We start from the raw sequence: 12,574 nt of genomic DNA on the forward strand, positions 1-12,574 counted from the left end.
GACCACACGGATGAGATCGCTCTCCCCCCAGCGCGTCGACGCGACCGCCGGCCGGACGGTGGGCCGGAGCACCGGCGACCGGACGACCACCGGACTGAACGTCGCCGAGATGCCGTGGCTCGAGGAACTCCAGGGCCGCACGGTGGTCGTCAAGTTCGGCGGCAACGCCATGGTGGATCCGGCGCTGCACCGGACGTTCGCCCAGGACGTCGTGGAGCTGTGGCACGCCGGGCTGCGCCCGGTCGTCGTGCATGGCGGCGGACCGCAGATCAGCGCGATGCTCGACCGCCTCGATCTGGAGACGCGCTTCGAGGCGGGTTTACGCGTCACGACGCCGGAGACGATGGAGGTGGTCCGCATGGTGCTGACGGGCCAGGTCCAGCGGGATCTCGTCGGCGCCCTGAACGCCCACGGGCCGTTCGCGGTGGGCATGTCGGGCGAGGACGCGCACACGATGACGGCGGTGCGACGCCCGGCGTGGGTGGACGGACGCCCGGTGGACATCGGCCTCGTCGGTGAGGTCGTCGCCGTGGATCCCGGGACCGTACGGATGCTCCTCGACGAGGGCCGTATCCCGGTGGTGTCCCCCGTCGCGCGGGGTGCGGACGGGGAGGTCTACAACGTCAACGCCGATCTCGCGGCGTCGGCGCTGGCGGTGGCGCTCGGGGCCGAACGGCTGGTCGTGCTGACCGATGTCGAGGGGCTGTACGCGGACTGGCCGCGCAGCACCGAGGTGATCCCCCGGCTCACGGCCGGTGAACTGGACGCCCTGCTGCCGGCCCTCACGAGCGGGATGCTCCCGAAGATGGAGGGCTGCCTGCGGGCGGTACGCGAGGGGGTCCGTCGAGCCCATGTGCTGGACGGCCGGGTGCCGCACGCCCTGCTGCGCGGCGTCTTCGCCGAGGAGGGGCCGGGTACGACGATCGTCCCCGACCAGCGTCCCGGCACCGAGGAGCCCAGGTCCACCGAGGAGTCCCACGAGACCAGGAGAGCCTTGGAGGACCGCACGTGACCGCAGCCGCAGGCACCGCACCCCTCGCGCACCGCTGGAGCGCGGTCATGATGGACACGTACGGCACGCCGCCGCTCGCGCTCGTCCGGGGCGAGGGCAGCACCGTCTGGGACGAGTCGGGCCGCGCGTACACGGACTTCACCGGCGGGATCGCGGTCACCACACTCGGCCACGCCCACCCCGCCGTCGTCTCGGCCGTCACCGCCCAGATCGGCCGGCTGGCGCACGTCTCGAACCTGTTCGTCGCCGAGCCGCCCGTGGCGCTGGCCGAACGGCTGCTCGCTCTGCTGGGCCGTCGGGAGGGCGGCCGGGTGTTCTTCGCCAACTCCGGTACGGAGGCGGTCGAGGCCGCCTTCAAGATCGCCCGGCGGACGGGGCGTGCGCACCTCGTCGCCGCGCAGGGTGGATTCCACGGGCGCACGCTGGGTGCGCTGGCCCTGACCGGCCAGCCGGCGAAGCGGGCCCCCTTCCTGCCGCTGCCCGGCGATGTGACCCATGTGCCCTTCGGGGACGTCGAGGCGCTGCGCGCGGCCGTGACGGAGGACACCGCGGCGGTCGTCCTCGAACCGGTCCAGGGTGAGGCCGGTGTCGTTCCGGCGCCGGACGGATATCTGCGGGCCGCCCGCGAGATCACCCGGGCGACCGGGAGCCTGCTCGTCCTCGACGAGGTGCAGACCGGGATCGGCCGCACCGGCCGCTGGTTCGCGCACCAGGCGGCCGAGGGGGTGGACCCGGACGTGATCACGCTCGCCAAGGGGCTGGGCGGCGGGCTTCCGATCGGCGCGACCGTGGCCTTCGGTCCGGCCGCCGGGCTGCTCGAGCCCGGCCAGCACGGCTCCACCTTCGGCGGCAACCCGGTGGCGTGCGCGGCCGGTCTGGCCGTCCTGGACACCATCGAGGCCGAGGGGCTGCTCGCCCACGTCGTACGGGTGGGTGAGCGGCTGCGCCACGGCATCGAGGCGGCGGCGCACCCCCGGGTCGCCGAGGTGCGGGGCGCGGGCCTCCTCCTGGGTGTCGTCCTCACCGAACCGGTGGCCACGTCCGTCCTCGGGGCGGCGCAGGACGCCGGGTTCCTCGTGAACGCGGCGGCGCCGGGCATCGTACGTCTGGCCCCTGCCCTGACAGTGACGGAACATCAGGTCGACCAGCTGGTGAAGGCGCTCCCGGCGATCCTCGACGCCGCCTGACCCGCAACCGCGCGGCCTGTTCGCGAAGGGCGGGCCCGAGAGCCTGTACGGCTCCGGGCCCGCCCTTCGCGCCGCTCGCCCGTGGAGGGCTAGAGGGCGCGGGTCAGGATCGTTGCATTGCGGCGGGGGTCGAGGGACTGCGCCCAGGCCACCGGTGCGAGGCTCGCGGAGGCCGGTGCGAAGCCGTGCCGGAGGAAGAGATGGCCTCCGCCGGTCGTCGCCGTGAACAGGGTGCGCAGGGCCTGGCTCCGGGCGCGCGCCAGCGCGGCGTTCAGCAGCCGGGCTCCCGTCCCGCACCCTTGTCGCCGCCCGGCGACACAGAAGTTGTAGAGGACTCCCGCGGCGGGCCGGCCGGCCGACGCGTCGGCGGCGTGGGCGGCGAGGCCGATGCAGCCGTCCACCGTGCCCCCGGGGGTCTCCGCGACGAGGAAGTCGGCGGCTCGGTCGGCGTACAGGGAGAGCGGGCGTTCTCGGAGCGCTCCCGAGCGGACGAACGGCCGGGAGAGTTCGGCGAGCGCGGCGGCGTCCTCGGGGCGCGCGGGCCGCAGGGAGAGCGGGGGGAGGCCGGGAGATTCGAGTACGCGAGGCGACTGCGTGGCCTGGCGCGGCGTGGCCGTGGTCAAGGCTTTCCTTCCTCGGTTCCACCGTGCGCGAAGGGGCGGTGGGATCGCCGCCCAACCCGGTGAAACAGTCGAACTAAGGTTAGCCTTCGCTAAGTTGACGGCCAAGTCGGCTCGCCTCGGCCCGCCGAGAGCCCACGCCTCTCCCGTCAGCGGCGCTGCCCTTCGGGCGTCCGGGTGGCGCACGCCGCCGCGTAGCCCGGAGGCACCGGCACGTCGCTCAGCGACCAGCCGGGAACGGCGGCCGGAACGCTCCCCGTCCCCACGAAGGTGACGGACGGATCCTCACCGAGGCCGATGCCGACCCCCTTGAGATACGCCTCCTTACGGGCCCAGCAGCGCCCCGTGGCGGCGGCGCGGCGGGGCTCCGGCAGCGCCGCCAGCTCGGCGCGCTCGGTGCGGTGGAGCGCCTCGGCCACCTCTGCGGCAACCTCCGGGGCCGGCACCGCCTCGACGTCCACGCCCACCGGCGTGTCCGCGAAGCCCAGCAGGACCACGTCGCCGGAGTGCGAGAGCGAGAAGTGGAGCGGTACCGGCAGGAGGGCCGGGGCAACGGCCGGGCGGCCGTGCGGGCCACCGCACCCGGGGCACGTCTCACGGACGAAGCGCAGCTGCGCCGGGTCCCGCTCCAGGTACGCCCCGAGCAGCTGCCGCAGAACGACATGCGCCACCCGGTAGCGGGCACGGTCGGCTGCCCGTACGAAGCCCTGGAGGCGGGTCCGTTCGTCGTCGTCGAGCAGCTCGCGCAGCTCGTCCGCCCTCGCCCCGTACGCGCTCACGGGCGCGATCCACAGTCGCGGCCCCTGTCCGGTGCGCCAGGGCCCCGGCAGCGGGTCCTCACCCAGGTGGGCCGGCACCGTCCCGGTCAGCACGGGCGGCCCGGGTAGTCGTCGCTCTCGGGCGCCCCGGCCTCCCGCATACGGCGGACGATCTCCGGCAGAGCCGCGTCGTCCACGTCGACCGGGATGTTCAACTCCCGGTCGAACACCAGCACTTCGCCCTCCCGCACATGCCAGACGACCCAGCGGGGCGGGGCGGCGGGAGCCTGCCACAGGACGGAGTGCCCTGACAGGGGGTCGGTCGGCCCGCTCACAGCTTCCGTCCCTCCGTCGCCTCACGTCCGTCCACGAAGGTCGCGACGACCTCGATGTCGCCGATCCGCGAGGGGTCGACGCGGTGCGGGTCGTCGCCGAGGACGACGAGGTCGGCGCGCTTGCCGGGGCTGAGCGTGCCGGCGCTGTCCTCCCAGCGGCAGGCGTAGGCACCGGCGACAGTGTAGGCGCGCAGCGCCTCGTCGACCGTGATCGCCTCGTCGGGGCCGATGAGCTGCCCCGAGACGGAGGCGCGTTCCACCATGAACTGGATGGCCCGCAGGGGTGATCCGTCGGTGACGGGCCGGTCGGAGCTGCCGACGAGCGTCACCCCGTGGTCGAGGAAGCCCCGGCCGCGGTACATCCAGGGCGCGCGCTCGGGGCCCATGACGGCCGCGTAGTCGTCGCCGAAGTAGCGCAGGAAGTTGGGCTGGACGACGGCGCTGAGTCCCAGCCGGGCGAAGCGCGGGAGCTGATCGGGCCGGATGAGCCCGGCGTGCTCGATGCGGTGGCGGGCGTCGGTGCGGGGCCGCAGCTCCTGCGCCTGCTCCAGGGCGTCCAGGGCGAGGTCGGCGGCCCGGTCACCGATCGCGTGGACGGCGAGCTGCCATCCGGCGAGGTGGCCGTCGACGATGAGCGAGGTGAGGCGTTCGGGGTCGTCCTGGAGCTGACCCGTGTGGTCCATGCCCTCGTACGGGGCGGTGAGGGCGGCCGTCCGGGCCATCATGCCGCCGTCGGTGTAGATCTTGAGGGCGCCGACGGACAGCCAGTCGTCACCGAACCCCGTGCGCAGGCCGAGGTCGAGCCCGCGCGGGATGCCGTCGCGCTCGTGTGCGCCCTGCGGCCGCAGCGTGTCACCGCCCGGCATGAGCTGCACCCGCAGGGGCAGGCGGCCCTGGTCGCGCAGGAGTTGGTACGCGCCGAGCTCGACGGGGCTGTGGCCGAGCAGGCCGCCGCCGATCCCGGCCTCGGCGCAGGCGGTGACGCCTTCGGCGAGGCAGACACGTGCCGCGTACTCGATGGCGTCGGCGAGTTCCTCCTGCGCGTACGGCAGGCGGAGCCGGCGCACGGCGCCCATGGCGCTCTCCACGAGGACCCCGTTGTCGTGCGGGACCTCCGGCGGGAGCAGGTCGAGCACGGCACTGTTGACCACGCAGGCGTGGCCGGAGTCGTGCATCACGAACACCCGGTGGCGCTGGCTGACGCGGTCGAGTTCCTCGGCCGTCAGGTGCCGCCCGAGGATCCGCTGGTCGTATCCGCCGATGCTGACCCACGCGCCGGGGGTGCTCTTGCGGGACACGGCCTCCGCCACGACGTCGAGGACGTCCTCCACGCGGCCGAGACCGGCGATGCTCGGGGAGCTCGCACGGAGGCCGGTCCACGACAGGTGGACGTGGTTGTCGATGAAGCCGGGCAGGACGGTGGCGCCCTGGAGGTCGATGACCTCACGGGCCGGCAGGGAGGTCACGGCCTCGTCCAGGCCCACGATCCTGCCCTGCCAGATGCCCAGGTCGTGGGCGACGGGGTGGTCGGGATCCAGGGTGAGGATGCGCGCGTTCGTCAGCCTCGTGCAGAGCATCATGCGCTGTCCGTCCTAGGAGGTTTCGGCGAGTACGGCGTCGTCGGCCGCGTCCGGTGCGGGGGCCGCTCCGGCCTCCGGGTCGAACCGCCGGGGTGCGGCCGGGACCATCAGCGGGGTCCCGGTCTCCGGGTCGTCGATGATCCGGCAGGGCAGGCCGAACACGTCCTCGACGAGTGCGGCGGTCATGACCGTGGCAGGGTCGCCCTGGGCCGCGATCACGCCGCCGGGCCGCATCACGATGAGGTGCGTGGCGTACCGGCACGCCTGGTTGAGGTCGTGCAGGACCGCCACGACGGTGTGGCCCTTGCGGGCGTGCAGCTCGGCGCACAGGTCGAGCACCTCGACCTGGTGGGCGATGTCGAGGAAGGTGGTCGGCTCGTCGAGCAGCAGGATGGACGTCTGCTGGGCCAGCACCATGGACAGCCAGACGCGCTGCCGCTGGCCGCCGGAGAGGTCGTCCACGGGACGGTCGGCGAGTTCCAGTACGCCGGTCTGGCGCATCGCCTCGACGACGGCCGCCTCGTCCTCGGCGGACCACTGCTTCAGCAGTCGCTGGTGCGGGTACCGGCCGCGGGCCACGAGGTCGCCGACCGTGATGCCGCCGGGTGCGCTGGAGGACTGCGGGAGCAGGCCGAGTCGGCGTGCGACCTCACGGGAGCGGTACGAGGCGATGGCCGCGCCGTCGAGGTAGACCTGTCCGGCCTTGGGCCTGAGCATCCGCGCGAGCGCCGTGAGCAGCGTCGACTTGCCGCAGGCGTTCGGTCCGATGATGACCGTGAAGGAGTGGTCGGGGATGTCCACGCTCAGGGACGAAGCGACCGTCCGCTGGTCGTAGGAGAGCGTCAGGTCCTCGGCGCGCAGCCGGGGCTGCGGGGAGTTGGTTCCAGTCATGCGCGGCTCTTTCGCGACTCGGTGATCAGCAGCCAGATGAGGTAGAGCCCGCCGATGGCGCCGGTCGCCGTGCCCACCGGGAGGAGCGCGGGCGCGAAGACCCGTTGCACGACGAGGTCGCTCAGGGCGAGCAGGAGGGCGCCCATCAGGGCGGACGACAGCAGCGCGGGCGCGGAGGACCCGGTGAGCCTGCGGACCACCTGGGGCGCGGCCAGGGCGATGAACCAGATGGGACCGGTGACGGCGGTGGCGAACGCGGCGAGGGCGACGCTGATGACGAGGAGGATCGTGCGGGTCCGCGCCACGTTGACGCCGAGGGCCGTCGCCGTGATGTCGCCCATCTCGACCATGGCGAGGCGGCGGGAGAGCAGGAAGGCCGGCGGCAGCAGGACGGCGACGGCGATGCCGATGGCGTTGGCGTGCATCCAGAGCCGGTTCCCCAGGCTGCCGATCAGCCAGGCCTGGGCCTCCTGGGCCTCCTGGAAGGTCGCCCGGGTGATCAGGTACGAGTTGGCGGCGAGCAGCAGGGCGCTGACGCCGATGCCGATGACGACCAGTCGGAAGCCCTGCAGCCCACGGCCGATCAGGAGGAGATGGGCGGCGAGGGCCGTGGCGAGGCCGCCGACGAGCGCGCCGAGCGCGATCTGGGTCATGCTGCCGTGCAGCACGATGATGACGACGAGCGCGCCCACGGCCGAGCCGTTGGTGAAGCCGATGATGTCGGGGCTGCCGAGGGAGTTGCGGGTGAGGCTCTGCAGGATCGCCCCGCTCACCGCGAGGGCGGCACCGACGAAGACCGCGGTCAGGATGCGCGGCATGCGCAGGGTGTTGACGACGAAGTCGGCGGCTCCGGAGCCGTTTCCGGTCAGGGCGCCGACGACCTCGCCGACGGTGAGCGGGAAGTCGCCGGTGGTCAGGGTGATGCCCATGACGACGACCAGCAGGACGACCAGCAGGGCGGTGACGGCCACGGCACGGCCCTGAACGCGCAGCGAGAGACCGCCCGTTCGAACGACCCGGCCGCTGATGACACGGAAGGCGGCAGGGGCGGCGGGAACGTGGTTCTTCGTGGATCGGGGCACGGAGCCTGTGGACTCCCCTACGGCGCTCACAGCATGACCAGCTTTCGACGACGGCACAGCGCGATGAACAAGGGGGCCCCGATGAAGGCGGTGACGATGCCGACCTGCACCTCGCCCGGCGCGCCGAGCACCCGGCCGATGACGTCCGAGCCGATGAGCAGGACCGGGGCGAGCACCATCGAGTACGCGAACACCCAGCGCTGGTCGGCCCCCACGATGAACCGGGCGATGTGCGGAACGGCCAGGCCCACGAAGCTGATCGGCCCGGCGGCGGCGGTGGCCGCCCCGCAGAGCAGCATCACGGCGACCGCCGCGAGCACCCGGGTGCGCCCGACGTGGACGCCGAGGGAGCGGCCCATCTGATCGCCCATGGCCAGGGCGTTGAGGGACGGGGCGAGCAGGAAGGCGACGATCAGTCCGACGACGACGAACGGCAGGACGAGCAGCACGATGTCGTAGTACCGGCCCGCGAGGGAACCCACGGTCCAGAAGCGGAACTGGTCGAACGCCTCCGGGTCGAAGAGCAGTACGGCCCAGTTGAAGGCGTACAGCACGGCGGTGACCGCCGCTCCCGCGACGACGAGCCGGTCGGGGGTGGCCAGCTTCCGCCCGGAGGAACCGAGGAGGTAGACGCCCACCGACGCGGCGGCGGCGCCGGCGAGGGCGAACCACAGGTATCCGAGCGGCGCGGCGACACCCAGGAAGGCGATGGCCACGACGACGCCGGCGGAGGCACCCAGGTTCACCCCGAGCAGTCCGGGGTCGGCGAGCGGGTTACGGGTCAGTGCCTGCATCAGGGCGCCGGAGAGTCCGAGGGCCACGCCGACGAGAAGGCCGAGGAGGGTCCGCGGGATCCGGTAGTCGTGGACGATGACGGCGGCTTCCGAGCCGTCGGGTGCCCAGAGGAGGTCCCAGGTCGCGGCGAACGGGATGCCGCGGGTGCCGACCCAGACACTGAGCAGCGAGACGAGGACCAGTGCGCCGAGCGACACGAGGAGCCCGAGACTCCGCAGGGCCACCGTGGTCGGACGTGCCGTGGGCATGACGGGCTCGGCGGGGCCCACGGTCTCGCTTCCGGGCGCCGCCCGGGTTTCGACGGACAACGACCACTCCCCTGGCGGCGGAATCGAGCGCCCCGCGGGCGGCGCGAAGCGTGGAACACGGTGGTGCGGCAGACGGACACGACACACCGCCGATCGAACTTAGGTGAGCCTAACCGTACGCCGCGAACAGGTCAACGTGGCGTCAACGCACACCACTTCAGCCGCGCACACAGACGTCGCGGGAGCCCCCGGGCACCCTTGGCAGCAGCCATGTTTAAGGTAGCCTTACCTAACAATCCAGCTCTGTTTCTGTGGAGGCGTCGCATGCCCGCTGGCGGACCAACGGGAGGCTTCGTCCTCCGCAGAGCACTCGCCGATCAACGGCGCCGTGTCACCGGAGCCTCGCTCCTCGGCATGGCGCATCAGGCGTGCGAGGCTCTCGTCCCGGTCGTCATCGGTCTGGTCATCGACGAGGCGGTGGCGACCGGTTCCTCCGGCGCCCTCCTGCGGTGGCTGCTGGTGCTCGCCGGCCTCTTCCTCGTGCTGTCCACCTGCTACCGGAACTCGGCGCGGCTCGCCGAGGGCGCGGGCGAGTCGGCCGCGCACCGGATCCGGCAGGACCTCGCCGCCCGGGTGCTCGACCCTCGGGGCGGCGCCGACAGCGGGCGGCTGCCCGGCGCGCTGACCGCCGTCGCGACCGGTGACGCCAAGCGTGTCGGCTCGGTCGCCGCAGCACTCCCGTACACCCTGTCAGCCGTCGCCGGACTCGCGATCAGCGCGGTGGCGCTGCTCCGCATCTCCGTACCGCTCGGCCTGCTGGTCCTCCTCGGGGTCCCGCCGCTGCTGTGGCTCGGCCACGTCATCAGCCGCCCGCTCGAGCGGCGCAGCGAGGCGGAGCAGGAGCACGCCGCCCACGCGTCCGGGGTCGCCGCGGACCTGGTCGCCGGTCTGCGCGTGCTCAAGGGCATCGGTGCCGAGGCGGCGGCGGTCTCCCGGTACCGGGAGACGAGCCGCAGCTCACTGGCCTCCGCGCTGCGGGCCGCGACGAGCCGCGCCTGGCACGACGGCGCGATCCTCGCCCTGACGGGCATCTTCATCGCGGCCATCGGGCTCGTCGGCGCGCATCTCGCGATGAGCGGCAGCATCACCGTGGGTGAGCTGGTGGCGGCCGTCGGCCTCGCCCAGTACCTCCTCGGCCCCTTCCAGCTCCTCACCTACGTCAACGGCGAGTTCGCCCAGGGCCGGGCCTCCGCCGAGCGCATCGCCGAGGTCCTCGCCTCGCCTCCCGCCGTCCCGGCGGGCACGGCCGCACTGCCGGACCCGGTCGCCGGGCGACTGCGCCTCCGGGGGGTCACCCAGGGGGCGCTGCGCGGTGTCGACCTCGACATCGCGCCCGGCAGCCTCGTCGGTGTGGTCGCCCGTGACGCGGCGGCCGCGAACGACCTGCTGCTCTGTCTGGGCCGCGAACTCGACCCCGCCGAAGGGAGCGTCGAGCTCGACGGCGTACCGCTGACCGACCTCGGCCCCGACGACGCACGCCGCGCGATCCTGGTCGCCCACCACGACGCCGACCTGTTCGAGGACAGCCTCCTCGCCAACGTACGGGCCGGGGCGGAGCCCGACGGCGCGGCCGTGGGCCCGGCGCTCGCCGCCTCGGCCGCGGACGACGTCGCCCAGGCCCTGCCCGACGGTGTGGACACCCTCCTCACCGAGCGCGGCAAGTCGCTCTCCGGCGGCCAGCGCCAGCGCGTCGCACTCGCCAGGGCCCTGGCCGCCGACCCGCCGGTCCTCGTCGTCCACGACCCGACCACGGCCGTCGACACCGTCACCGAGGCCCGCATCGCCGGCCGCCTGAGGGACCTGCGCCGCGGCCGCACCACGGTCCTGGTCACCACGAGCCCCGCGCTGCTCGCCGGGACGGACGTGGTGGTCATGCTCGACGACGGCCGCGTGGCCGCCGAAGGCAGCCACCCGGAGCTGGTGGCCGCCCACGAGACGTACCGCTCGGCGGTGCTCGCATGACGGCCACGCAGGACCGAGACGCGCGGGAGCCGCAGGGCCGCGACGCGCACGACCGAGACCCGCAGGACGAAGGACGGACGATGAGCGGACCCGGCACACCCGAACGTGAGCTCCTGCCCACCGCCACCGGCGCCCAGACCCTCGCCGTCGTCCGCGAACTGCTGCGCCATCACCGGCTCCTCGCGGTGGGCGCGGTGACCGTCCTGGTCGTCGGCACGGCCATCGGTCTGCTGACCGCTCCCCTGCTCGGCCGGATCGTGGACCTGGTCGTGGACAGGAGCGGCGCGTCCGCGCTGACCGTCCCGATGCTGCTCCTCCTCGCCGTCGCCGTCGCCCGGGGTGTCGCGACCGCGATCGGCAAGTCCCTCGTGGCCAGGCTCGGCGAGACGGTCCTCGCGGACCTGCGGGAACGGTTCATCGCCCGGGCGCTGCGGCTGCCGCTCGAACGGGTCGAGCAGGCCGGTTCGGGCGACCTCACCTCGCGGGTGACGGGCGACGTCACCCTGATCGCGAGGGCGGTACGGCAGGCCCTTCCCGAGTTCGCCGGCGCCTTCCTCACCATCATCCTGACGCTGGTGGGTCTCACCGTCCTCGACTGGCGCTTCCTCCTCGCCGTGCTGATCGCCGTCCCGGTCCACGTCCTCACGGTGCGCTGGTACATCCCGCGCGCCGCGAGCATCTACGGCGAGCACCGGGTGGCGACCGGCGCCCTGCAGCACCAGTTGCTCGACAGCATCGGCGGCGTGCGAACCGTGCGCGCGTTCCGTCTGAACGACCGGCACGCGGAGCTCCTGGAGCAGCGGTCGCAGACGGCGGTCGACCTGGCGGCGCGCGGAATGCGCCTGGTCTCGGGCTTCTTCTCCCGCCTCAACATCGCCGAGTTCATCGGCATGACGTCCATCCTCCTCACCGGATTCCTCCTGGTCGACAACGGCTCGGTGAGCATCGGTACGGCGACGGCGGCGGCGCTCTACTTCCACGGCCTGTTCAACCCGATCAACGCCGCGCTCTTCCTCATCGACGACGCCCAGTCCGCCGGGGCGAGCCTCGCCCGACTCGTCGGCGTGTCGAGCCTCCCGGCCGAGCGGGAGACCGACGAGCGGGCCGCCGTACCGGTGGACGGCTCGGTCAAGGTGACGGACCTCGGCCACGCGTACGTGGACGGCCACCCGGTCCTCTCCGGGGTGGACCTGGAGGTCCGGGACGGCGAGCGCGTGGCCCTGGTCGGCGCCAGCGGCGCGGGCAAGACCACGCTGGCGAAGCTGATCGCGGGCGTGCACGACCCGTCGACCGGGACGATCTCGCTGGGCGGCGTGGACTCCCGGGAGCTGGGCCCGGCCGGGGTCCGGCGGGCGGTCACGCTGATCAGCCAGGAGGTCCACGTCTTCGCCGGACCGCTCTCCGAGGACCTGCGGCTGGCTCGCCCGGGGGCGACGGACGAGGACTTGCGCGCCGCGCTGGCCCATGTCGACGCCCTGGAGTGGGTCGACGGGCTGCCCGAGGGGCTGGCCACCGTCGTGGGCGAGGGCGGCCACCGCCTCACGGTGACCCAGGCCCAGCACCTGGCCCTGGCCCGGCTGGTCCTCACCGACCCGCCCATCGCGATCCTCGACGAGGCCACGGCCGACGCCGGCAGCGCGGGAGCCCGCGTCCTCGAGACGGCCGCGCTGCGCGCCCTGGAGGGCCGTACGGGCCTGATGGTGGCCCACCGCCTCCCCCAGGCGGCGACCGCGGACCGCGTGGTCGTGCTGGACCAGGGCCGCGTCGTGGAGACCGGCACGCACGAGGAACTGGTCGCGGCGGGCGGCCGGTACGCCGAACTCTGGTCGGCCTGGTCCGACAGCCGCCGCGAGCCGGCGGTCCCGGCGTAACGCTGCGCGCGTTGCCCGCAAAGGCTCCCGCCCGGGATTCCGGGGCGGGAGCCTTTTTCGTCCTCCTGGCCCGCGGGCGAGGACAACGGACCCGTCGGCCGCCGCCCGGGCCGGCGGCCCGTGCGGGCGCGTACCGGCGGAACGCAAACCTCGGCCTGGCCCCGTGACCCCGC

General features: G+C 73.6%; 11 protein-coding genes. 4 read left to right on the plus strand and 7 right to left on the minus strand.

The genetic code is table 11. The features are described 5' to 3' along the window. Positions 1-109 precede the first annotated feature (109 nt). Together argB and ACZ3OF_RS30160 are read left to right on the plus strand one after the other, a co-directional pair. Complete coding sequence (gene argB, locus ACZ3OF_RS30155; RefSeq protein ID WP_467308017.1) at positions 110-1,012, plus strand: acetylglutamate kinase; 903 nt, start codon at positions 110-112, stop codon at positions 1,010-1,012. Continuing rightward, positions 1,009-2,199, plus strand: coding sequence for an acetylornithine transaminase (locus tag ACZ3OF_RS30160; RefSeq protein WP_467307909.1), 1,191 nt, complete (start codon positions 1,009-1,011; stop codon positions 2,197-2,199). Before argB ends, ACZ3OF_RS30160 begins: the two co-directional genes overlap by 4 nt. An 89-nt stretch (positions 2,200-2,288) precedes the next feature. Here ACZ3OF_RS30160 and ACZ3OF_RS30165 read toward each other — a convergent pair whose 3' ends face one another. The 7 genes from ACZ3OF_RS30165 to ACZ3OF_RS30195 form a co-directional block, all read right to left on the minus strand. After that, on the minus strand, positions 2,289-2,822 hold the full coding sequence (locus ACZ3OF_RS30165; RefSeq protein ID WP_467307911.1) for a GNAT family N-acetyltransferase: 534 nt from the start codon (positions 2,820-2,822) through the stop codon (positions 2,289-2,291). Between the two features lie 146 nt (positions 2,823-2,968). Further along, positions 2,969-3,691 carry a 4'-phosphopantetheinyl transferase family protein gene (locus ACZ3OF_RS30170; protein ID WP_467307913.1) on the minus strand — a complete coding sequence of 241 codons (723 nt, stop codon included), beginning with the start codon at positions 3,689-3,691 and terminating at the stop codon, positions 2,969-2,971. Beyond that, positions 3,685-3,912: a hypothetical protein gene (locus ACZ3OF_RS30175; RefSeq protein WP_361676096.1), complete on the minus strand. Its 228-nt coding sequence runs from the start codon at positions 3,910-3,912 to the stop codon at positions 3,685-3,687. Before ACZ3OF_RS30175 ends, ACZ3OF_RS30170 begins: the two co-directional genes overlap by 7 nt. Continuing rightward, the gene (locus tag ACZ3OF_RS30180; RefSeq protein WP_361676269.1) at positions 3,909-5,489 is read right to left on the minus strand and encodes an amidohydrolase; all 1,581 of its coding nucleotides are present in this window, start codon (positions 5,487-5,489) and stop codon (positions 3,909-3,911) included. Before ACZ3OF_RS30180 ends, ACZ3OF_RS30175 begins: the two co-directional genes overlap by 4 nt. 15 nt (positions 5,490-5,504) lie before the next feature. Further along, positions 5,505-6,383: an ABC transporter ATP-binding protein gene (locus ACZ3OF_RS30185; protein WP_361676092.1), complete on the minus strand. Its 879-nt coding sequence runs from the start codon at positions 6,381-6,383 to the stop codon at positions 5,505-5,507. Further along, complete coding sequence (locus ACZ3OF_RS30190; RefSeq protein ID WP_361676089.1) at positions 6,380-7,465, minus strand: FecCD family ABC transporter permease; 1,086 nt, start codon at positions 7,463-7,465, stop codon at positions 6,380-6,382. The genes ACZ3OF_RS30185 and ACZ3OF_RS30190 overlap by 4 nt, the downstream gene beginning before the upstream one ends. Before the next feature lie 26 nt (positions 7,466-7,491). Further along, positions 7,492-8,568: a FecCD family ABC transporter permease gene (locus ACZ3OF_RS30195; protein ID WP_467307916.1), complete on the minus strand. Its 1,077-nt coding sequence runs from the start codon at positions 8,566-8,568 to the stop codon at positions 7,492-7,494. 264 nt (positions 8,569-8,832) lie between these two features. Here ACZ3OF_RS30195 and ACZ3OF_RS30200 point away from each other — a divergent pair, with 264 nt between their 5' ends. After that, positions 8,833-10,530, plus strand: coding sequence for an ABC transporter ATP-binding protein (locus ACZ3OF_RS30200; protein WP_361676086.1), 1,698 nt, complete (start codon positions 8,833-8,835; stop codon positions 10,528-10,530). Beyond that, positions 10,527-12,401 (plus strand): ABC transporter ATP-binding protein, encoded by a 1,875-nt coding sequence (locus ACZ3OF_RS30205; RefSeq protein WP_467307917.1) that lies wholly within the window; start codon positions 10,527-10,529, stop codon positions 12,399-12,401. Before ACZ3OF_RS30200 ends, ACZ3OF_RS30205 begins: the two co-directional genes overlap by 4 nt. Positions 12,402-12,574: the final 173 nt, after the last annotated feature.

It is taken from the genome of Streptomyces sp. NPDC022552 (assembly GCF_055561875.1).